Raw genomic sequence first — 19611 nt, 5'->3', positions numbered from 1 at the left:
TGCCGACGCCCGGAGGGCCGACGAGGCACAGGATCGGACCGGCGAGCTTGTTGGCGCGCTGCTGCACGGCGAGATACTCGACGATACGGTCCTTGACCTTGTCGAGGCCGAAATGATCGTCGTCGAGCACCAGCTGGGCCGCGTTGAGATCCTTCTTGATCTTCGAGCGCTTGTTCCACGGGATGCCAAGCATCCAGTCGAGATAGTTGCGCACGACGGTCGCCTCCGCGGACATCGGCGACATCTGGCGGAGCTTCTTCATCTCCGCTGTCGCTTTGTCGCGAGCTTCCTTGGTCAGCTTGGTCTGAGCGATGCGCTCTTCCAGCTCGGCAAGCTCGTCGCGGCCTTCTTCGCCGTCGCCCAGCTCCTTCTGGATCGCCTTCATCTGCTCGTTGAGATAGTACTCGCGCTGGGTCTTCTCCATCTGGCGCTTGACGCGCGAGCGGATGCGCTTCTCGACCTGGAGCACGGACATCTCGCTTTCCATGAGCGAGAGCACCTTCTCCAGGCGGTGGGCGACGTTGGTGATCTCCAGCACGCCCTGGCGATCGGCGATCTTGACCGCCAGATGCGAGGCGACGGTGTCGGCGAGCTTGGCCGGCTCGTCGATCTGCGTGACCGCGGCGACGATCTCGCCCGAGATCTTCTTGTTGAGCTTCACATAGCTCTCGAATTCGCTGACGACCGAACGGGCGAGCGCCTCGACCTCGACCTTCTTGCCCTCTTCCTCGGCAAGGCCGGTAGCCTCCGCCTCGTAGAAGGAATCGGACGCGGAATAGGACGAGGCCTTGGCGCGGCCGACGCCCTCGACCAGCACCTTCACGGTGGAGTCGGGCAGCTTCAGGAGCTGCAGCACGCGGGCGAGCGTGCCGATCTCGTAGATCTCGTTGGGCTGCGGGTCATCGTCGCCGGCATTCTTCTGTGTCGCCAGCAGGATGAGCCCGTCCGTCTTCACGACTTCCTCGAGCGCGCGGATGGACTTCTCGCGGCCGACGAAGAGCGGGACGATCATATGGGGGAAAACGACGATGTCGCGCAAAGGCAGAACCGGGTAGGTGCCGGTCTCGCCTGTGACGAATGGAGCGCGGGGCGTCGAGCCAGTCATGGCAGTTCCTTTGCAGTTGCGCCCGGCGGACCCCCAAGATGGGCGGAACGATCGGACGTGTGCGGCCAAGGCGACCATTCGCCTTTCCGCCCTCGCGCATCGCACCCTCGCTAGGCATGCGACTCTCGCAAGTGCACCTAAAGTGGAGACTTCCTCGCCGGCTTTCAAGCGAGGTATCAGCTTCATGCACTACTGCCTTGCATGGCTGGAAGATCGGGGGAACTCCTGATCTTCAGCTTTGAATTCGCAGTGCTTTTCGATCAGGCAATCTGGCCGTCTTTGCGAGGGACAGAGCGACGAAGCAATCCAGGAGGGCTGGGTTGGACCGTTGCGCCCGGTTCCCCTGGTTTGCTTCGCTGCGCTCGCAATGACGTTCATAGCCGGATCGGAGGCATCTCGTGTTTCGACTTCGGACCAGGTTGTCGCGATGCGAAACCGCGATCAGCCCATGCCATCTGAAACGCAAAACGCGCGCCAAGGGCGCGCGTCCTGTTGTCGCAATGCGGGAGAGATCAGGAGGCCGAGGCCGTCTTGGTCTCGTCCTCGCGCTCCGCGTAGATGAAGAGCGGACGCGCCTTGTTCTCGACAGCCTCGGGGCCGATCACGACCTGCTCGACGCCTTCGAGGCCGGGAAGTTCGTACATGGTCTCCAGCAGGATGCCCTCCATGATCGAACGCAGGCCGCGCGCGCCGGTCTTCCGCTCGATCGCCTTGCGGGCGATCAGGCTGACCGCCTCGTCGGTAAAGGTGAGCTGGGTGTCCTCCATCTCGAACAGGCGCTGATACTGCTTGACCAACGCGTTCTTCGGCTCGGTCAGGATGGTCTTCAGCGCCGGCTCGTCGAGATCCTCCAGCGTCGCCAGGACCGGCAGGCGGCCGACGAATTCGGGGATCAGGCCGAATTTCAGGAGATCCTCGGGCTCGACCTGACGGAAGATCTGGCCGATGCGGCGATCATCGGGGGCCTCGACCTTGGCGCCGAAGCCGATCGAGGTGCCCTTGCCGCGGCTCGAAATGATCTTGTCGAGACCGGCGAAGGCGCCGCCGCAGATGAAGAGAATGTTGGTGGTGTCGACCTGCAGGAATTCCTGCTGGGGATGCTTGCGCCCGCCCTGCGGCGGCACGGAGGCAACGGTGCCTTCCATGATCTTCAGCAGCGCCTGCTGGACGCCCTCGCCCGAGACATCACGGGTGATCGAGGGATTGTCCGACTTGCGGCTGATCTTGTCGATCTCGTCGATATAGACGATGCCGCGCTGCGCCCGCTCGACATTGTAGTCGGAGGCCTGGAGCAGCTTGAGGATGATGTTCTCGACATCCTCGCCGACATAGCCGGCCTCGGTCAGCGTCGTCGCGTCGGCCATGGTGAAGGGCACGTCGAGGATGCGGGCGAGCGTCTGCGCCAGCAGCGTCTTGCCCGAGCCGGTCGGCCCGATCAGCAGGATGTTCGACTTCGCGAGCTCGACGTCGTTCTGCTTCGTCGCGTGCGAGAGGCGCTTGTAGTGGTTGTGCACCGCAACCGAGAGCACCTTCTTGGCGTGCTCCTGGCCGATGACGTAGTCGTCGAGAACCTTGCGGATTTCCTTGGGGGTCGGCACGCCGTCCTTCGACTTCACCAGCGCGGATTTGGATTCCTCGCGGATGATGTCCATGCAGAGCTCGACGCATTCATCGCAGATGAACACGGTCGGGCCCGCGATGAGCTTGCGAACCTCATGTTGGCTCTTGCCGCAGAAAGAGCAGTAAAGCGTGCTCTTCGAGTCGCCGCCGGGCTTGTTAGCCATCCGTCCATCTCCAGTTCGGGAGCCGGGAGCCGCATCGCCGGTGGCGGGTGCAGCCGTCGTCTCTCCGTCATAACTTAAGCGCTCAGATCACGATGATTAGGTTAACGGCCCGTTCCGGTACATTCGGATACGCAGGGCCAGCCTAAGCCGGATCAGAATGGAGCGCCCGTCCGCTCACCCCCGACCCCATGCAAACACGGGGCCGTCCCTCATTCAATATGGGGGCTCGGATGAGCCGGGCCAACCCACAGGATCGCGAGCGCCCGATCAGGCCTCGGTCTCCGGCCGGCGCTCCATGACCTTGTCGATCAGGCCGAATTCCTTGGCCTGCTCGGCGGTCATGAAATTGTCTCGCTCCAGGGCGGCGTGGATATCCTCGTAGGAGCGTCCGGTGTGCTTCACGTAGATCTCGTTCAGCCGCTTCTTCAGGCTCTCGACTTCCTTGGCGTGGATCAGGATGTCGGTGACCTGGCCCTGGAAGCCGCCGGAGGGCTGGTGAACCATGATGCGCGCGTTCGGCAGGGCGAAGCGCATGTCCTTGGCGCCGGCCGTCAGCAGCAGCGAGCCCATCGAGGCGGCCTGGCCGATGCAGACCGTGGTCACCGGGCAGCGAATCAGCTGCATGGTGTCGTAGATCGAGAGGCCGGAGGTGACCACGCCGCCGGGCGAGTTGATGTAGAAGGAGATTTCCTTCTTCGGGTTCTCGGCTTCGAGGAACAGGAGCTGCGCCACGATCAGCGAGGCGGAGTAATCCTCGACCGGGCCGGTCAAGAAGATGATGCGCTCGCGCAGCAGGCGCGAATAGATGTCGAAGGCGCGCTCGCCGCGGCTCGACTGCTCGACCACCATCGGGACGAGATTGTTGTAGGTCTCGAGCGGATCGCGAAGCATGGATCTGTCCTTGAGATGGAGCGCTGGGAAACCCAGCGAGATGTCGAATCAGCGGCGTCTAGGAAGACACCCACTTAAGCACGGCAATCGCGGCTGAAAAGGGAAGCGCCGCCGGTCGCGAAGGCCGGCGGCGCGAATGCTGTCGTTAAGGTTGCCGCAAGGCTCAGGCGGAAGCGTCGTCGGCCTTGGCTTCGGCCTTCTTCGTCTTCTTGGCGGCGGCCTTCTTCGGCTTGGCCTCGGTGGCTTCCTCGGCGTCGTCGTCGGCGTAGAGCGCCTCGCGCGAAACCGTCTGATCCTCAACCTTCACCTGGCCGAGGAGGTGATCGACGACCTTCTCCTCGAAGATCGGGGCGCGGATCTCAGCCAGAGCCTGCGGGTTCTTGCGATAGAACTCCCAGACCTGCTTCTCCTGGCCCGGGAACTGGCGGGCGCGCTCGATCAAGGCCTGAGTGACCTCGTCGTCCGAGATCTGGACCTTGGCCTGCTCGCCGATCTCGGCCAGCACGAGGCCCAGGCGCACGCGCCGCTCGGCGATCTTGCGGTAGTCGGCGCGGGCGGCGTCCTCGGTGGTGTCCTCGTCGGCGAAGGTCTTGTTGGCCTGCTTCATGTCGGCCTCGACCTGGCTCCAGACGCTGGCGAACTCCTGCTCGACCAGGGTCGGCGGCAGCTCGAAGCTGTACTTGCCATCGAGCGCGTCGAGCAGGCCCTTCTTGAGCTTGCGGCGCGACTGAGCGGTGAAGTCACGGCCGATCTGCTCGCTCACGGCTTCCTTGAGCTTGTCGAGCGACTCCATGCCGAAGGCCTTGGCTAGCTCATCATTGATCTCGATGGCGTCCGGGCCCTGCACGTCGGTGACGGTGACCTCGAATTCGGCCGGCTTGCCGGCGAGGTTTTCGGCCGCATAGTTCTCGGGGAAGGTCACCTTGACGGTGCGGGTCTCGCCGGTCTTGGCGCCTTCGAGCTGCTCCTCGAAGCCCGGGATGAACTGGCCGGCGCCGAGATCGAGCGGGATGCCCTCGCCCGTGCCGCCGTCGAACTTCTCGCCGTCGAGCGTTCCGACGAAGGAGATGATCAGGCGATCGCCCTTCTCGGCCTTGGCCTTCTCGCCCTTGGTCGAGTAGCTGCGGTTGCCGGAGGCCATGCGCAGCAGCGCGGCGTCGACATCGGCGTCCGGAACCTCGGCCACCGGCTTCACGAGCGAGACGTCCGAGAGGTCGGCGAGCTCGATCTTCGGGAGAACCTCGAGCGCGACGGTGAAAGCGAGATCGCCCTTGGCCTCCATCGCGGCCTCGATCTCTTCCTTGTTCTCGGGGAAGCGGATCTGCGGCTCGAAGGCGAGCTTCAGGTTGTTGTCGGCGACGATCTTCTGGTTCGCCTCGTTGACGGCGTTCTGCAGCACGTCGGACATGACCGAGCGGCCATAAAGGCGGCGCAGATGCGCGACCGGCACCTTGCCCGGGCGGAAGCCATTGATCTTGGCCTTGCCCTGGAGGTCCTGGAGGCTGCCATCGAGCCTGGTCTTCAGGTCGGCGGCGTTCAGCACCACCTGGAATTCGCGCTTGAGGCCCTGGGACAGGGTTTCGGTCACGTTCATTTTTGTACCGCCAACAGCTCGTTTACGTCTCAATGTCCAAAGCGCGACGCCGGTTCCGACCGCCGCCGCGCTCGCGAAAAACTCTCCACATCGATCATCGTTTCACACCCTGACGGGCACGCGATGATCAAGACCGATGGTGCGGGCGGAGGGACTCGAACCCCCACGACTTTCGCCGCTGGTACCTAAAACCAGTGCGTCTACCAATTCCGCCACGCCCGCCGGCCCGATAGCGCTGCGCGCGAGCAAACGCAGCGCGGCCATCGTCCAAGCCGCAGGCCTATACGCATTTCGGCCGGGCCATGCAGCAAAAAAATGACGGTTCTGCAAAACAGCCCGCCCGCCGGCCATTTCGCAGCGGGAGCGTCACCGGCTCTCGCCAGAGCCGGTCGGCCAGATTATGCGATATGCCATGATGAAACCGCCGACTGCCACCCTGCCCTCGCTCACGCGCCGCCAATGCCTGGCGGGGCTTGCCGGCGCCGGCCTGCTGGCGCCGGGAACCAGCCTAGCACAGGCGCCAACCCCGGCCACCAAGCCTGCGGCCGAACCGCTGCGACAGACGCTGGTCGCCGCGCCGACGAAGGCGAGGCTGCGCCCCACGCCTCCGGTCGACACCGATATCTGGGCCTTCGATGGCGCCACGCCCGGCCCGACCTTGCGAATCAAGCAGGGCGAGACCCTCTCCCTCAAGCTGGAGAACAAGACGACTGCGCCGCTCGACCTGCACTGGTACGGGCTGCGTGGCGAGGCCGAGCGCGACGGCGCCGCCAGCTTCACACGCCCGCCCATCGCGCCCGGAGAGATCGGCGAGTTCCGGATCACGCCGCCGGATTCGGGTACTCTGCTCTATCGGCCACTGCGCGCCGGCGGATCTTCCGAACCGGCGGGGCGTGGCCTGAGCGGGCTCGTCATCGTCGCCGAGAAGGAGCCGCTTCCGGTCGATCTCGCCCTGCCCGTGCTCATCACAGACTGGCTCATCGGCGACGATCAGGCGATCCAGCCCTTCGTGCTGCAAAGCAACGCCTCGGCCTCGGCCGGGCGCCTCGGGAGCTGGCTCACCGTCAACGGCCGTTCGCCGCCGCAGCCGATCACGGCCCGGCCGGGCGCACGCATCCGCCTCCGGCTCGCGAATGCCTGCAACGCCCGGATCATGCGTTTGCGCTTCGACGGCGGAAAGGCGACCGTGATCGCGGTCGACAGCCAGCCGACCGAAAGCTTCGAGCCGGTGCGCTCGCAACTGCCCTTCGCACCGGGCACGCGCTACGACGTGATCCTCGACCTGCCGATCGAGGTCGGCGCTGCCGTGAATGTCAGCGCCCTGATTGGCGGCGGCCTGCCGCTGGTCAGGATCGTGACCGCCGGCGCGCCACAGGTGCCGCCGGCAGCGGCGCCCGCTCTGAAGCTCAACCCGGCCCTGCCGCTCGGCGTGCGGATGCAGGACGCGACGCGGCCCGAACTCGTCATCGAGGGCGGCGCGAAGCTCACCGAGGACCAGAAGCTCGATTTCTCGGGGCTTGATCTCGCCAGCCCCTGGCGGGTCAATGGCGGCACCGGCTCCCTCGACGGCAAGCCGCTGTTTAGCGTCAAGCGCGGCACGCCGATTGTCATGGCGATCGACAACCGTACCGCCTTCATCCAGCCGTTTCATGTCCATGGCCACAGCTTCCGGCTGCTGCACCCGCTCGACGACGGCTGGGAGAACTATTTCCTCGACACCGTGCAGATCCCCGAGCGCAAGAAGCTGCACATCGCCTTCATCGCAGACAATCCCGGCCGCTGGCTGATCTCGTCGACGGTGCTGGAGCGCTTCGATCTCGGGCTGTGGAGCTGGTTCGAGGTGACGTGAGGCTGGCCGTCAGAGGCCCAGTCGATCCACCACGTCCTGCACGATCGCGTCCTTGCTGTCCTCGACCGAGACGACCAGGGGCTTCTCGTCGGCGCCCGGCTCCTCCAGCGCGGCGAACTGGCTGTCGAGTAGGGCCGGCGGCATGAAATGGTGCTGGCGGGCCGCCATGCGCCGGCCGATCAGTTCACGCGACCCCTTGAGATAGACCAGTGCGACATCCGGCCGGTCGCCGACGATCACCTGCCGATAGGCGCGCTTCAGCGCCGAACAGGTGACGATGCCGTGCTCGCCCTTTGCCCGGAGATCGTCGATCCAGGCGGCGATGGCCGCAAGCCAGGGCTTGCGGTCGTCGTCGTTGAGCGGCGTGCCGCCGGCCATCTTCGCGACATTCGCAGGCGGGTGGAATGAATCGGCGTCGCGGAAGGGCCAGCCGAGACGCTCCGCCAGCCGCTCGCCGAGCGAGGTCTTGCCCGAACTCGCGACGCCCATGACGACGATGACGGCCGGGCGGCCGCCGCTTGCTGCTTCTGCCACCGTCTCAGCCCTGCTTCTTGGGCTCGACATGGCCGCCGAAGCCGGCGCGCATCGCCGAGAGGATCTTCTCGCCGAAGGTATGATCGACGCGCGAGCGGAAGCGCGCGAACAGCGCCGAGGTCAGCACTTCGGCCGGGGTCGCGGTCTCGACGGCAGCATCGACCGTCCAGCGCCCCTCGCCCGAATCCGAGACATTGCCGGTATAGGAGGAGAGCTCCTCGTCGGCGGCGAGCGCCTCGGCCGTGAGATCGAGCAACCAGGAGGTGACGACCGAACCACGGCGCCAGACCTCGGCGATCTCGGTGACGTCGAAATCGAAGCCGTATTCGGCTGGCAGGCCTTCCTTGGCCGACGCGTTGCGCAGCAGGTCGAAGCCCTCGGCGAAGGCCTGCATCATGCCGTATTCGATGCCGTTATGGATCATCTTGACGAAATGGCCGGCGCCGGTTGGGCCGCAATGGAGATAGCCCTGCTCGCTGGTCGGGTTGCGGCCGTCGCGATGCTTTGTCGGCTCGATCTCGCCCTTGCCGGGCGCCAGCGTCGCGAAGATCGGCTCCAGCCGATCGAAGGCCGTCTTGTCGCCGCCGATCATCAGGCAATAGCCGCGATCGAGGCCGTGGACGCCGCCGGAGGTGCCGATATCCATGTAGTGGATGCCCTTGGCGCCAAGCTCCTTGCCGCGGCGGACATCGTCCTTCCAGAAGGCGTTGCCGCCGTCGATCAGCGTATCGCCCGCGCCGACGAGGCCGGCGAGCTCGGCCAGCGTCGCCTCGGTGATCTTGCCGGCCGGCAGCATCACCCAGATGGCGCGAGGCGCCTTGAGCTTGGCGACCATGTCCTTCAGGTCGGTGGCGACCATCGCACCATCGGCGGCGAGCGCCTGGCCCGGCTTCGGATCGCGATCATAGACCACGCATTCATGGCCGGCGCGCATCAGCCGGCGCACGATATTGCCACCCATCCGGCCGAGGCCGATCACTCCAAGCTGCATGTCAGACACTCCGCAAAGCCGGCTTTTTCTGCTTCAAGCATGGAGCCGGCGGGCGGAGCAAGCGAGGCCTGACGGGAATGCTATAGGCAGCACGGCGAAACCGAAGTCCGTTCGAACGCGCCCGGCCCGTTCCCGGGCCAGGCGTCAGGCGCTCGACAAAACGGTCCGGGACGAGGCTGCAGGACTGGGCGGATCAGGGAAAGAGCGGTTCGATCGGCTCCATCGATCGGACATCTTCGAGCACCAGTCGCCTGATCGTGACGCCCTCCGGTAACGCCGGATCGGCCCGGCAGCGCGCCACAAGCGCATCGGCATCGACCCCCGTGGCGAGGTCGACCGCCATCAGTTCGCGGATGCCGCTGCCTTCGTCCCGCTCGGTCGCGACAAAGTGCATTCGGCCTTTGCAGGCGAGAGCGAGATCCTCGACCTGCCGGAGCAAGGCCGGCCGGGCCCCGCCGGCCTGCGCGTCATATTCGAAGATGAGCAACGCGCCCATCGCAACTCAGCCATTCCGAAAGGTGTAGCTGTAGCCGTTGATCGCCGGGACACCGCCGAGATGAGCGTAGAGCACCTTCGAGCCCGCCGGGAAGAAGCCCTTTCGGACCAGATCGATCATGCCCTGCATAGATTTTCCCTCATAGACGGGATCGGTCATCATGCCTTCGAGCCGCGCCGACAGGCGGATCGCCTCAATGGTTTCCTGCGAGGGAACACCGTAGACCGGGTAGGCGTAATCTTCGTTCAGCACGATGTCGTCATCGGTGATATCCGGGCCACCGACCAGAGCCGAGGTTTTCTGCGCGATGTCGAGCACCTGCGCCCGGGTCTGGGCCGGGGTCGCCGAAGCGTCGATGCCGATGACATTGCGCTGACGCCCGTCCCTGGCGAAGCCGGCGACCATGCCCGCATGGGTCGAACCGGTGACGGTGCAGACCACGATGTAGTCGAACTTGAAGCCGAGCTCGGCTTCCTGCGCCCTCACCTCTTCGGCAAAGCCGACATAGCCGAGCCCGCCGTATTCATGCACGGAAGCGCCCGCGGGAATGGCGTAAGGCTTGCCACCCTTCGCCTTCACATCCGCCAAAGCGTTCTCCCAACTCGCGCGAATGCCGATGTCGAAGCCCTCGTCGACCAGTTCGACATGCGCACCCATGACGCGGGACATCAGGATATTGCCGACCCGATCGTAGACCGCGTCGTCATGCGGCACCCAGCTCTCCTGCACGAGCCTGCACTTCATGCCGATCTTGGCGGCGGTCGCCGCAACCATGCGGGTGTGGTTCGACTGGATGCCGCCGATCGACACCAGCGTGTCCGCACCGGAGGCGATCGCGTCCGGGACGATATACTCGAGCTTGCGCAACTTGTTACCTCCGAAGGCAAGGCCGGAGTTGCAATCCTCCCGCTTGGCATAGAGCGCGACCGTCCCGCCCAGATGGGCCGAAAGCCGGGACAGCTTCTCGATAGGCGTGGGCCCGAATGTCAGGGGATAGCGTTCGAATTGGCTCAGCATGGCGGGTTTCCCTCGGAAATGACCGGGAAACGCTAGCAAAACTCGCCTGAAAGGTACTCTCGAAATTTTCCTTGAATACTCGCTCCTGTCTCATTCAATTTGCCTACAGCTATGCCGGATTCCAAATTTTTACAGGAAAGTGGAAGAATCTTTCATGCAATCCGAACTCGATCGAACCGACGTCAAGATTCTGCGCCTGCTGCAAAGCGACGGGCGCATGGGCAACGCGGAAATCGCCAAGCGGGTGAACACCAGCGCCGCCACCTGCCACCGCCGCATCCAGCGTCTTTTCGCCGAGGGCTATGTGACAGGCGTGAGAGCACAGATCTCTCCGCAGAAGATCGACATGGGCACGCTGGTTTTCGTCGGCGTCGTGCTCGACCGCTCGACGCCGGAAAGCTTCGGCGCCTTCGAAGCGGCCACCCGCGCCTTGCCGCTGGTGCTCGACTGCCACATTGTCGCGGGCGACTTCGACTACATCCTGAAGATCCGGGTGCGGGACATGGCGGGCTTCAACAAGTTCCACGCCGACAAGCTGATCGCCCTCCCCGGCGTGCGCCAGACGCGGACCTTTTTCGTGATGAAGGAGGTCGTGGACAACGCGCCGCTGGCTTTCTGAAACGTCGCGCGGATGCAGGTCGACGGCGATCATGGCCGGCTAGCGCGGCTCCGCTTCGAGAACTGATCAGAATCCTTGAAGGATCCAAGCCGGCGAGGATCGATCCAAGTCGACCCCGCTTCGCCGGACATGGTTTATTTTTGTCATTTACGAATCCGGCAGAATCGCCTTAGCCTCCTTCTTGTCGGTAACAACTGAAAGGAGGTGATCCAGTGTCTCATTGTCATCAACCGCTGGTGCAGAGCGGGCGGACCTGGACCTCTTCTTGCTGGGGTTTCTATTCCGCGTGAGTTTTCGCACCTTCAGATCCGGTTCGCCGGATCGCGGTTCGGCAATGGAAGGGCTGCCCGAAAGGGCGGCCCTTCTCGCTTTTGGGTCACCCGTGCTGGCGCCCGGCCGCAAGCCGTGGCAGACAGGCGGCGTGTCACGCTTTTCCTTATCCCACGCCCCGAGTGCCGGCCGTGTCCGTTCCTGATCCGAGCCGCGAGGCCATTCTCGACTTCATCGAGGAAGAGCGCGCCGCCGGCCGCGAGGTCGGCCGGCGCGAGATCGCGAGGGCTTTCGGGCTCGATGGGGGCGGCAAGATCTGGCTGAAACGCCTGCTCAAGGAGATGGAGCAAGACGGCGAGATCGGCGGCGACGGCAAGGAGCGCCCCGTCCATCCGCGCGGCGCATTGCCGCCAGTGCTGCTCTCCGAGATCAAACGCCGCGACCGCGAAGGCGACCTCGTCGCCCAGCCGCTGGAATGGGATGCGGCCGAGAATGGCGACCCGCCGCAGATCCTGATTGAGCGCACCCGCGAGGGGCGCCGCAAGGACAAGTCGGCCGCGCCGGCGCCGGGCGTCGGCGACCATGTCATCCTCAAGCTGACGCGGCTGCGCGGCGTCGAAGGCTTCGGCTATTCCGGCCGCGTGCTCAAGGTGATGGGCAAGGCGAAAGCCGCCGTGCTCGGCATTTTCCGCGCCCTGCCCGACGGCTCCGGCCGGCTGGTGCCGATCGACAAGAAGGCGCTGGGGCGCGAAGCGATCATCCCGAAAGGCCGCACGGCGGAGGCGCAGGACAGCGACCTCGTCTCGGTCGCGATGCGCCGCGAAAGCCGCTTCGGCCCTCCGGAGGCGCATGTCCGTGAGCGACTGGGCTCGATCAAGTCGGAACGCGCCGTCAGCCTGATCGCGATCCACGCCCACGGCATTCCGCATGAATTCCCGCCGGCCGCTCTGAAGGAGGCCGCCGAGGCGCCGCTCGCGAGCCTGAAGGGCCGCGAGGACTGGCGCGATCTACCGCTCGTCACCATCGACCCGGCCGACGCCAAGGACCATGACGACGCGGTCCATGCCGTGCCGGACGACAACCCGGACAATCCCGGCGGCTTCGTCGTCACCGTCGCCATCGCCGATGTCGCGGCTTATGTCACGCCGGGCTCGGCGCTCGACCGCGAGGCGTTGGAGCGCGGCAACTCGGTCTATTTCCCCGACCGCGTCGTGCCGATGCTGCCGGAGCGGATCTCGAACGATCTCTGCTCCCTGCGCGAGCATGAGGACCGGCCCGCGCTCGCCGTCCGGCTCGTGCTCAAGGCCGACGGCGCTAAGAAGAGCCACTCCTTCCACCGCGTGCTGATGCGCTCGGCGGCGAAGCTTTCCTACCAGCAGGCACAAGCCGCCATCGACGGGCAGACCGACGAGAAGACCGCGCCGATCCGCGAGAGCGTGCTGATGCCGCTCTGGGCGGCCTATGGCGTGGCGGCCCGCGCCCGCGACCAACGCCAGCCGCTCGAGCTCGACCTGCCCGAGCGCAAGCTGATCCTGAAGCCCGACGGCTCGGTCGATCGCGTCATCGTGCCGGACAGGCTCGCGGCGCATCGGCTGATCGAGGAATTCATGATCCTCGCCAATGTCGCGGCGGCCGAGACGCTGGAGAAGGCGGGCAGCCTCTTGATCTATCGCTGCCATGACGAGCCCTCGCTGGAGAAGATGCGGGCGCTCGGCGAGGTGCTGGCCTCGATCGGCATCAAGCTGCCGCAGGACGGGGCCCTGCGGCCCGTGCTGTTCAACCGCATCCTGGCGATGATCAAGGGCTCGGAGAACGAAACCCTGATCAACGAGGTCGTGCTGCGCACGCAGGCCCAGGCCGAGTATGTCGCCGAGAATTACGGGCATTTCGGCCTCAACCTGCGCCGCTACGCCCATTTCACCTCGCCGATCCGGCGCTATGCCGACCTGATCGTGCACCGCGCCCTGATCACAACGCTGAAGCTCGGCGATGACGGCCAGCCGAAGAGCGTCACGCTCGCGGAGCTGCGCGAGGTCGCGACCCGCATCTCGGCGGCCGAGCGGCGAGCCATGGCGGCGGAGCGCGAGACCACCGACCGCCTGATCGCGCATTTCCTCGCCGACCAGATCGGCGCGAGCTTCGATGGACGCATCGGCGGCGTCACCCGCGCCGGGCTGTTCGTGAAGCTCGACGGCACCGGCGCCGACGGCTTCGTCCCGGCCTCGACGCTGGGCGGCGATTATTATCGCTATGATGAGGCGGCCCATGCCCTGATCGGCGAGCGCACCGGCGAGAGCTGGCGCCTCGGTGACCGCGTCCATGTCAAGCTGGTCGAGGCTGCGCCCGTTGCGGGCGCCTTGCGCTTCGAGATCCTCTCTGCCGGGCGTAAAATGACTGTGAGCGGTGCCGGCAGGCGGCGCGGCGGCGGAGCGCCCTTCGGAGCAAGCCGTCCGGCAGCCAGCTTCGGCAAGAAGGGCAAGCCCGGCCGAGCCAAGAGCGGCAAGGGCAAGCCCGGCAAGAGGCGGTGATGGGCGTCCAGATACATAGCGCCGACCGGCATCTCGAAGAGCGCGACTGGCGCCAGGCGGTGGCGCGCGGCCTGCGGGGTCGCTGCCCGCATTGCGGCCAGGGCCGCCTGTTCCGCGCCTTCCTGAAGCCGGTCGATATCTGCGAGGTCTGCGGCGAGGACCTGCACCACCAGCGCGCCGACGACCTGCCGCCCTATATCGTCATCACCATCGTCGGCCATATCATCGTCGGTGGCCTGCTGCTGGCGGAGAAGTTCGGCGACTGGCCGATGTGGGTGCACATGACCATCTGGCCCCTGCTCACCATCATCCTGTCCTTCGCGCTGATGCAGCCCGTCAAGGGCGGCGTCGTCGGCCTGCAATGGGCCGTGCGCATGCATGGCTTCGGCGGCGAGCCCGACCGGCCCGAGCGCCAGCCCCTGCCTTCCTCGGAACCACGCCGATGACCGACCATACCGTCACCCTCACTCAGGCCGAGCGGGCGCGCACCACTGCCAATCAGCGTCCCAAGGACGCCGCGACCATGATGATCCTGGATCGCAGCGGCGCACGGCCCAAGGTGCTGATGGGAAAGCGCCACGAAGGCCATAAGTTCATGCCGGGCAAATATGTCTTCCCAGGCGGGCGCGTCGATGACGGCGACCGGCGCATGGTCGCGACCGGGGCCGTGCCGCAGATCTGCGAGGACCGGCTGGGCAAGCGCTGCCTGCGGCCCAGCGCCGGCAAGGCACGGGCGCTGGCGATGGCCGCGATCCGCGAGACCTTCGAGGAAACCGGCCTGCTGTTCGGCTCGGACGAATTCGGCACGCCGGAGACCGTGCCCTCCGGGAGCTGGAGCGACTTCGCGGCGCAAGGCGTCTATCCCGATCTCTCGGAAGTGACCTTCGTCGCGCGTGCGATCACGCCGCCGCGCCGTCCGAAGCGATTCGATACCCGCTTCTTCGCGATCGACGCCTCCGCCGTCGCCAAGCGGGTCGACGGCATCATCGGGCCCGATTCGGAGCTGGTCGACCTGGTCTGGGTCGATTTCGACGAGGCCAAGCAGCTCGACCTTCCGACGATCACCAAAGTGATCATCCAGGAGGTCGAGGCCCGGATCGCGGGTGGTTTTGCGCCTTATCTGCCGGTCCCGTTCTACTGGGAGAAGCGCGGCAGCTTCGTGCGTGAGGAACTCTGAAGCGGATCCCTGAGCCGCCGAGCTATTCTTCCTTGACTTCGCCGGCCCTTTGCGGCATTCCCCGCGCTGACGGTTTGCCGGGCTCGCCCGGCCATTTTCTTTTCCGAGGGCCTTCGGCCCGCATGGTTCGAGGATAGACCCATGGCCAAGGCCGTGACGATCAAGATCAAGCTGCTTTCGACCGCCGACACCGGCTTCTTCTACGTGACGAAGAAGAACTCGCGCACGATGACCGAGAAGATGTCGAAGAAGAAATACGACCCCGTCGCGCGCAAGCACGTCGAGTTCAAGGAAACCAAGATCAAGTGAGGCCCAGCCTCCCGATCTGATTTCGCTTTGAAAAACCGCCCTTTCGGGCGGTTTTTTCGTTTGAAGGTTCAAGACTGCGGGCGACAGCCCGAGCCGCAGCCGCCCCTCCGAGTCGGCGCCGCGCCTATCCGCAAAAGGCGCGGACGATCTTGCCGGTCTTCGGATCGGTCTCGATGGTCACGCGCTCCCGGCGATAATCCATCGTCACGGCCTGCCCCGGCCGAATCTGCCGGACGATGGTCGCGCCGGTGGCCTGTTGGGCTTCGGCATCGCTGATACGCGCCTTGCCCGCCAGCTTCTCGGCCGCGTCCGCGCGGCATAGGCCGGGAGCACCGCCCATCGGCGCCTGCTGCGCATCGCTCTGGCAGGCTGCGAGCGTCAGGGCAGCGAGAGACAGGGTTCCAGCGGCGAGAAGCTTCCGCCCAACCATTCAGACCACTCCTTTCATCGCGAATTCGTAGGTCGAAAGCCCTTACGATTGCGATGCGGCGCCTCCATGGCAAGCGGATGGCTGCGTTCAGGCTGCAATCCCCGTCGCTTCCGCGCCCGGCGGAAACTGAGCATGCCAGGCAGCCAGGGCGCTGCGGCCGGCCTCGGTCAACGCGTAGACGCCACGCCCGGAGCGCTCGAACCAGCCATAGACATTGCGGTGCAGGATCTTCTGCGCGTCCGGGCAGGACGGCTTGAGATCGCGTGGCCGCTTCGGCTCCTCCGCCATCGCTGCCGCACAGGCCAGCGCCTGTTGGCGGTAAGCGGTCATGATCGGCCTGCGCGTGCCTCCGCCCATCGCCGGATCGCCCTTGCGCCGTTTGTGCTCGTCCACCAACCGTGAGCGCCGACGCGGATCCTTGCGTGGCGTCGGCGCCGCCGGCGAGACGAGGATATCGACCTGCCCGGTCTTGGAAACACCGAGCAAGCCGAAGCCGAGGCGCCGGCAGAGATTGCGATAACGCGGATCGCTCTCGCGTCCCTTACCTCTCGCGGAGAGCTGCGCAGCAAGCCAGATCTCGTCGCCGAGGCTGAGCCGATCGACACCCTGCAGGATGAGCTCGAGATTGAAGCTCAGCTTCAGCTCACCGATCACCACGACGGAGGGATCGCCGTCACGAAGCCCGACCAGATCGCAAGGCCCGATCTCGCCCTTCACGGTGTAGCCGAGCCCTTCGAGGAAGCGCTTGACGGGCAGATAGAGCGACGTTTCCACATCAGCCTCCGGGCAGGGAAGCGCCATTTTGAGCCGGTAGTCGTTTCGGAGAGGCAAACGCCGGAAAGGTCATCGATCACTCAAACGAAAAATCCGCCAGCCACCGACTGGAGATGTCCAGTCGGTGGCGGGCGGATTGTTTCATTTCAAAGGGGCCTACCCGAATCCAGCGGGTGGCCTGGCGCGATCAGAATGTCCCCGATCACTCCCACTCGATCGTGCCGGGGGGCTTCGAGGTCACGTCGTAGACGACGCGGTTGATGCCCTTGACCTCGTTGATGATGCGGGTCGCGGCGCGGCCGAGAAAGTTCATGTCGAAGGGATAGAAATCCGCCGTCATGCCGTCGACCGAGGTCACGGCACGCAGCGCGCAGACATGGTCGTAGGTGCGGTAATCGCCCATCACGCCGACGGTGCGCACCGGCAGCAGCACGGCGAAGGCCTGCCAGATCACGTCGTAGAGGCCGGCCTTGCGGATCTCGTCGAGATAGATCGCATCCGCCTTGCGCAGGATGTCGAGCTTCTCCTTGGTGATCTCGCCGGGGCAGCGGATGGCGAGGCCCGGCCCCGGGAAGGGATGGCGGCCGACGAAGGCCTCGGGCAGGCCGAGCTCGCGGCCGAGCACGCGGACCTCGTCCTTGAACAGCTCGCGCAGCGGCTCGACGAGCTTCATCTTCATGCGCTCGGGCAGGCCGCCGACATTGTGGTGGCTCTTGATCGTCACCGAAGGGCCACCGGAGAAGGAGACGCTCTCGATCACGTCAGGATAGAGCGTGCCTTGCGCCAGGAAATCGGCGCCGCCGAGCTTGGCGGCCTCGGCATCGAAGACGTCGATGAAGAGCCGGCCGATGGTCTTGCGCTTGGCTTCCGGATCGGCGCCGCATTTGGCGAGCTCTGAGAGGAAAAGCGCTTCGGCCTCAACATGGACGAGCGGGATATTGTAGTGATCCCTGAACAGGCGGACGACCTCTTCGGCCTCGTTCATCCGCATCAGGCCGTGGTCGACGAAGACGCAGGTGAGCTGGTCGCCGATCGCCTCGTGGATCAGCACCGCCGCCACGGCCGAGTCGACGCCGCCGGAGAGCCCGCAGATGACGCGGCCGGTGCCGACCTGCTCGCGGATCTTCTTCTGCATCTCGGCGCGATAGGCCGACATGCTCCAGTCCGGCTTGCAGCCGCAGATATTCACGACGAAATTGCGCAGGAGCTTGCCGCCATCCGGGGTGTGGACCACCTCGGGATGGAACATCGTGGTGTAGAAGCGCCTGGTCTCGTCGCTCGCCACCGCGAAGGGGGCGTTCTCCGAGGTCGCCTTGACGGTGAACCCGGCCGGAAGCTGCGTGACCCGGTCGCCATGGCTCATCCAGACCGGATAACGACCGCCCTGTTCCCAGACGCCCTCGAACAGGGCCGAGGGGGTGACGATCTCGACATCGGCGCGGCCGAATTCGGCGGCGTGGCCGCCCTCGACCTTGCCGCCGAGCTGATGCGCCATGGTCTGCTGGCCGTAGCAGATGCCCATTAGCGGAATGTTCGCCGAGAAGACCGCCTCGGGAGCCCGCGGGCTGCCCTCATCCGGCACCGAGGCCGGGCCGCCCGAGAAGATCACGCCCTTCGGCTTCATGCGGGCAAAGGCCTCGGAAGCGGACTGGAACGGGGCGATCTCGCAATAGACGCCGATCTCGCGGATGCGCCGCGCGATGAGCTGCGTCACCTGCGAGCCGAAATCGATGATGAGGATGGAGTCGTGATGGGGCTGAGCGCTCGTCATCGCGTTCCGTTAATGGATCGCGCGGGCGCGTGCAACGCCCGCGACAGCCTCAATCCCCGCGCTGGAGGCAGGCCAGATAGAACCCGTCCGTGCCGGTGCGGCGTGGGGAGAGCTGCAGGCCGTAAGCTGTTGCGAAGCGGGCGAGCAGGGAGAAGTCGCTCTCGGCGCCCTTGAGCACGTCGATCGGTGCGACCACGGAGAAGCTGGGATGCTTGCCGAGGAAGGCGCGGATCGCCTCGTCATTCTCCTCCGGCAGCACCGAGCAGGTGATATAGGCGATGCGGCCACCCGGCTTCACCAGCCTGGCGGCGCGGGCCAGCACCTCGGCCTGGTCCTTGATGCGCTCGGCCAGCGCACCGGGGCGCACGCGCCATTTCGCATCCGGATTGCGACGCCAGGTGCCGGAGCCGGTGCAGGGCGCATCGACCAGCACGAGATCGACCTGCCCCGCGATATCGGCGAAGGGCTCATGGCCGCGCGAGCGGGGAATGCGGACCTCGACGATGGAGGCGCCCGAACGCGCCAGCCGGTCATGCAGCGGCGCGAGGCGACGGCTGTCGAGATCGGTGGCGTAGAGGCTGCCGCGATTGGCCATCAGAGCGGCGAGCGCCAGCGTCTTGCCCCCTGCCCCGGCGCAGAGATCGATCACCGTTTGACCGGGCCGCGCTCCTGCCAGCAACGTCACCAGTTGCGAGCCTTCGTCCTGGATCTCGAAGGCGCCGGCGAAGAAGCCGGGCTCGGTCTGCAGCGAGGGGCCGCGCCCGTCATGACCGGGCTGGAAGCGCAACGCGTCGGGCGACCAGGGGCCCGGCTCCGGCTGGAGATGGGCAAGATCCTTCAGGACGGCATCGCGGCCCGCCTTGAGGCGGTTGACGCGCAGGTCGATCGGCGCACGCGCGGCGAGCGCCTCACCCTCGGCGATCGCCTGCTCTCCCAGCCCCGCGTGGAAAGACGGCCAGAGCCATTCCGGTACGTCCGCCTGCATCCATTCGGGTGCGCCCTCGACCGAGAACGCGGTGAGCAGCGCCGTCTCGTCGTCGCTCAACGGCTGCGGCGCGTGATTCTCGCCGGAGCAGAGCTCCGCGATCTCGGCGACGCCAAGCCCCCGCAAGCCCGCCAGCATGCCGAGGACGAGCGCACGCGGCGTCTCGGACGCCATCGCGTAGCCGGAGGACGCCTTGCGGCGCAGCGCGTCGTAGACCAGCGAGGCGACGGCCGCGCGATCCTTCGAGCCGGCGAAACGGCGCGACAGGCCCCAGTCCTTGAGGGAATCGGCGGCAGGCCGGCGGCGCTCGACGATATCCTGGAGCACCTCGATGGCGGCGCTGATCCGGGCGGCTGGGGTCATGACGCTTCAATCCTGGCCTCGCCGGACGCACTCCGGGATGCCCTCAAGACGGTGTCGAACGATTTTCGACGTTTCAAGCATGACACAGGGACATAAAGCCCCCAGCGTCACACTCTTGACGCGG

At 65.8% G+C, this 19611-nt stretch carries 18 protein-coding genes and 1 tRNA gene; 6 read left to right on the top strand and 13 right to left on the bottom strand.

Annotated elements, in window-relative coordinates; translation table 11 throughout:
* The 5 genes from Q0Q36_RS06330 to Q0Q36_RS06310 form a co-directional block, all read right to left on the bottom strand.
* The coding region (locus tag Q0Q36_RS06330) for an LON peptidase substrate-binding domain-containing protein (protein WP_293796502.1) at nt 1-1105 on the bottom strand (1105 nt) is incomplete at its 3' end.
* 512 nt (nt 1106-1617) lie between these two features.
* Nucleotides 1618-2889, bottom strand: a complete 1272-nt coding sequence (gene clpX / locus Q0Q36_RS06325) for an ATP-dependent Clp protease ATP-binding subunit ClpX (RefSeq protein ID WP_199092832.1) — start codon at nt 2887-2889, stop codon at nt 1618-1620.
* A 267-nt stretch (nt 2890-3156) separates the two neighbouring features.
* Nucleotides 3157-3780 carry an ATP-dependent Clp protease proteolytic subunit gene (locus tag Q0Q36_RS06320; RefSeq protein ID WP_257731782.1) on the bottom strand — a complete coding sequence of 208 codons (624 nt, stop codon included), beginning with the start codon at nt 3778-3780 and terminating at the stop codon, nt 3157-3159.
* Between the two features lie 163 nt (nt 3781-3943).
* Nucleotides 3944-5374, bottom strand: coding sequence for a trigger factor (gene tig, locus Q0Q36_RS06315; protein ID WP_293796498.1), 1431 nt, complete (start codon nt 5372-5374; stop codon nt 3944-3946).
* Nucleotides 5375-5511: 137 nt separating this feature from the next.
* A tRNA-Leu gene (locus Q0Q36_RS06310) sits at nt 5512-5596 on the bottom strand.
* Nucleotides 5597-5786: 190 nt separating this feature from the next.
* On the opposite strand from Q0Q36_RS06310, the gene Q0Q36_RS06305 reads away from it, so the two are divergent.
* Entirely contained in the window at nt 5787-7223 is a 1437-nt protein-coding gene (locus Q0Q36_RS06305; RefSeq protein ID WP_293796496.1) for a multicopper oxidase family protein, read from the top strand.
* Between the two features lie 9 nt (nt 7224-7232).
* Here the strand turns inward: Q0Q36_RS06305 and Q0Q36_RS06300 are convergent, their stop codons facing one another.
* The 4 genes from Q0Q36_RS06300 to Q0Q36_RS06285 all read right to left on the bottom strand — a co-directional run bounded on the left by Q0Q36_RS06300 (nt 7233) and on the right by Q0Q36_RS06285 (nt 10261).
* Nucleotides 7233-7757: a gluconokinase gene (locus tag Q0Q36_RS06300; protein ID WP_293796495.1), complete on the bottom strand. Its 525-nt coding sequence runs from the start codon at nt 7755-7757 to the stop codon at nt 7233-7235.
* A 4-nt stretch (nt 7758-7761) separates the two neighbouring features.
* Complete coding sequence (gene gnd / locus Q0Q36_RS06295; protein WP_293796494.1) at nt 7762-8748, bottom strand: phosphogluconate dehydrogenase (NAD(+)-dependent, decarboxylating); 987 nt, start codon at nt 8746-8748, stop codon at nt 7762-7764.
* A 193-nt stretch (nt 8749-8941) separates the two neighbouring features.
* Nucleotides 8942-9244 carry a hypothetical protein gene (locus Q0Q36_RS06290; protein WP_293796492.1) on the bottom strand — a complete coding sequence of 101 codons (303 nt, stop codon included), beginning with the start codon at nt 9242-9244 and terminating at the stop codon, nt 8942-8944.
* 6 nt (nt 9245-9250) lie between these two features.
* A complete protein-coding gene (locus Q0Q36_RS06285) occupies nt 9251-10261 on the bottom strand; it encodes a 1-aminocyclopropane-1-carboxylate deaminase (RefSeq protein WP_293796491.1) in 1011 nt (336 codons plus the stop codon).
* A 154-nt stretch (nt 10262-10415) separates the two neighbouring features.
* On the opposite strand from Q0Q36_RS06285, the gene Q0Q36_RS06280 reads away from it, so the two are divergent.
* From Q0Q36_RS06280 to rpmG, 5 genes are all read left to right on the top strand, one after another.
* The gene (locus Q0Q36_RS06280; protein ID WP_293796490.1) at nt 10416-10880 is read left to right on the top strand and encodes an Lrp/AsnC family transcriptional regulator; all 465 of its coding nucleotides are present in this window, start codon (nt 10416-10418) and stop codon (nt 10878-10880) included.
* Between the two features lie 461 nt (nt 10881-11341).
* Nucleotides 11342-13678, top strand: a complete 2337-nt coding sequence (gene rnr / locus Q0Q36_RS06275) for a ribonuclease R (protein WP_293796488.1) — start codon at nt 11342-11344, stop codon at nt 13676-13678.
* Nucleotides 13678-14124, top strand: coding sequence for a DUF983 domain-containing protein (locus Q0Q36_RS06270; RefSeq protein ID WP_293796487.1), 447 nt, complete (start codon nt 13678-13680; stop codon nt 14122-14124). Before rnr ends, Q0Q36_RS06270 begins: the two co-directional genes overlap by 1 nt.
* On the top strand, nt 14121-14855 hold the full coding sequence (locus tag Q0Q36_RS06265) for an NUDIX hydrolase (protein WP_293796485.1): 735 nt from the start codon (nt 14121-14123) through the stop codon (nt 14853-14855). Before Q0Q36_RS06270 ends, Q0Q36_RS06265 begins: the two co-directional genes overlap by 4 nt.
* 141 nt (nt 14856-14996) lie before the next feature.
* Nucleotides 14997-15164 carry a 50S ribosomal protein L33 gene (rpmG, locus tag Q0Q36_RS06260; RefSeq protein WP_038367996.1) on the top strand — a complete coding sequence of 56 codons (168 nt, stop codon included), beginning with the start codon at nt 14997-14999 and terminating at the stop codon, nt 15162-15164.
* Nucleotides 15165-15288: 124 nt separating this feature from the next.
* Here the strand turns inward: rpmG and Q0Q36_RS06255 are convergent, their stop codons facing one another.
* From Q0Q36_RS06255 to Q0Q36_RS06240, 4 genes are all read right to left on the bottom strand, one after another.
* Nucleotides 15289-15594 (bottom strand): I78 family peptidase inhibitor, encoded by a 306-nt coding sequence (locus Q0Q36_RS06255; protein WP_293796473.1) that lies wholly within the window; start codon nt 15592-15594, stop codon nt 15289-15291.
* Nucleotides 15595-15681: 87 nt separating this feature from the next.
* Nucleotides 15682-16368, bottom strand: coding sequence for a DUF2161 domain-containing phosphodiesterase (locus tag Q0Q36_RS06250; RefSeq protein WP_293796472.1), 687 nt, complete (start codon nt 16366-16368; stop codon nt 15682-15684).
* A gap of 202 nt (nt 16369-16570) precedes the next feature.
* Nucleotides 16571-18139: a glutamine-hydrolyzing GMP synthase gene (gene guaA, locus Q0Q36_RS06245; protein ID WP_293796471.1), complete on the bottom strand. Its 1569-nt coding sequence runs from the start codon at nt 18137-18139 to the stop codon at nt 16571-16573.
* Nucleotides 18140-18188: 49 nt separating this feature from the next.
* The gene (locus Q0Q36_RS06240; protein WP_293796470.1) at nt 18189-19487 is read right to left on the bottom strand and encodes an RsmB/NOP family class I SAM-dependent RNA methyltransferase; all 1299 of its coding nucleotides are present in this window, start codon (nt 19485-19487) and stop codon (nt 18189-18191) included.
* Nucleotides 19488-19611 lie beyond the last annotated feature (124 nt).

Source organism: uncultured Allobosea sp., from assembly GCF_945957345.1.
Lineage (GTDB): Bacteria > Pseudomonadota > Alphaproteobacteria > Rhizobiales > Beijerinckiaceae > Allobosea.
The sequence above is the reverse complement of the archived record's forward strand: the minus strand, read 5'-3'. Positions and strand labels throughout refer to the sequence as shown.

What these genes read in the sequence shown, in the direction of transcription:
- Q0Q36_RS06265 (WP_293796485.1), top strand. Translation starts at nt 14,121, where the DNA reads ATGACCGACCATACCGTCACCCTCACTCAGGCCGAGCGGGCGCGCACC.
- Q0Q36_RS06280 (WP_293796490.1), top strand. Translation starts at nt 10,416, where the DNA reads ATGCAATCCGAACTCGATCGAACCGACGTCAAGATTCTGCGCCTGCTG.
- Q0Q36_RS06305 (WP_293796496.1), top strand. Translation starts at nt 5,787, where the DNA reads ATGATGAAACCGCCGACTGCCACCCTGCCCTCGCTCACGCGCCGCCAA.
- tig (WP_293796498.1), bottom strand. Translation starts at nt 5,374, where the DNA reads ATGAACGTGACCGAAACCCTGTCCCAGGGCCTCAAGCGCGAATTCCAG.
- Q0Q36_RS06255 (WP_293796473.1), bottom strand. Translation starts at nt 15,594, where the DNA reads ATGGTTGGGCGGAAGCTTCTCGCCGCTGGAACCCTGTCTCTCGCTGCC.
- Q0Q36_RS06320 (WP_257731782.1), bottom strand. Translation starts at nt 3,780, where the DNA reads ATGCTTCGCGATCCGCTCGAGACCTACAACAATCTCGTCCCGATGGTG.
- Q0Q36_RS06285 (WP_293796491.1), bottom strand. Translation starts at nt 10,261, where the DNA reads ATGCTGAGCCAATTCGAACGCTATCCCCTGACATTCGGGCCCACGCCT.
- guaA (WP_293796471.1), bottom strand. Translation starts at nt 18,139, where the DNA reads ATGACGAGCGCTCAGCCCCATCACGACTCCATCCTCATCATCGATTTC.
- Q0Q36_RS06270 (WP_293796487.1), top strand. Translation starts at nt 13,678, where the DNA reads ATGGGCGTCCAGATACATAGCGCCGACCGGCATCTCGAAGAGCGCGAC.
- Q0Q36_RS06290 (WP_293796492.1), bottom strand. Translation starts at nt 9,244, where the DNA reads ATGGGCGCGTTGCTCATCTTCGAATATGACGCGCAGGCCGGCGGGGCC.
- Q0Q36_RS06240 (WP_293796470.1), bottom strand. Translation starts at nt 19,487, where the DNA reads ATGACCCCAGCCGCCCGGATCAGCGCCGCCATCGAGGTGCTCCAGGAT.
- clpX (WP_199092832.1), bottom strand. Translation starts at nt 2,889, where the DNA reads ATGGCTAACAAGCCCGGCGGCGACTCGAAGAGCACGCTTTACTGCTCT.
- gnd (WP_293796494.1), bottom strand. Translation starts at nt 8,748, where the DNA reads ATGCAGCTTGGAGTGATCGGCCTCGGCCGGATGGGTGGCAATATCGTG.
- rpmG (WP_038367996.1), top strand. Translation starts at nt 14,997, where the DNA reads ATGGCCAAGGCCGTGACGATCAAGATCAAGCTGCTTTCGACCGCCGAC.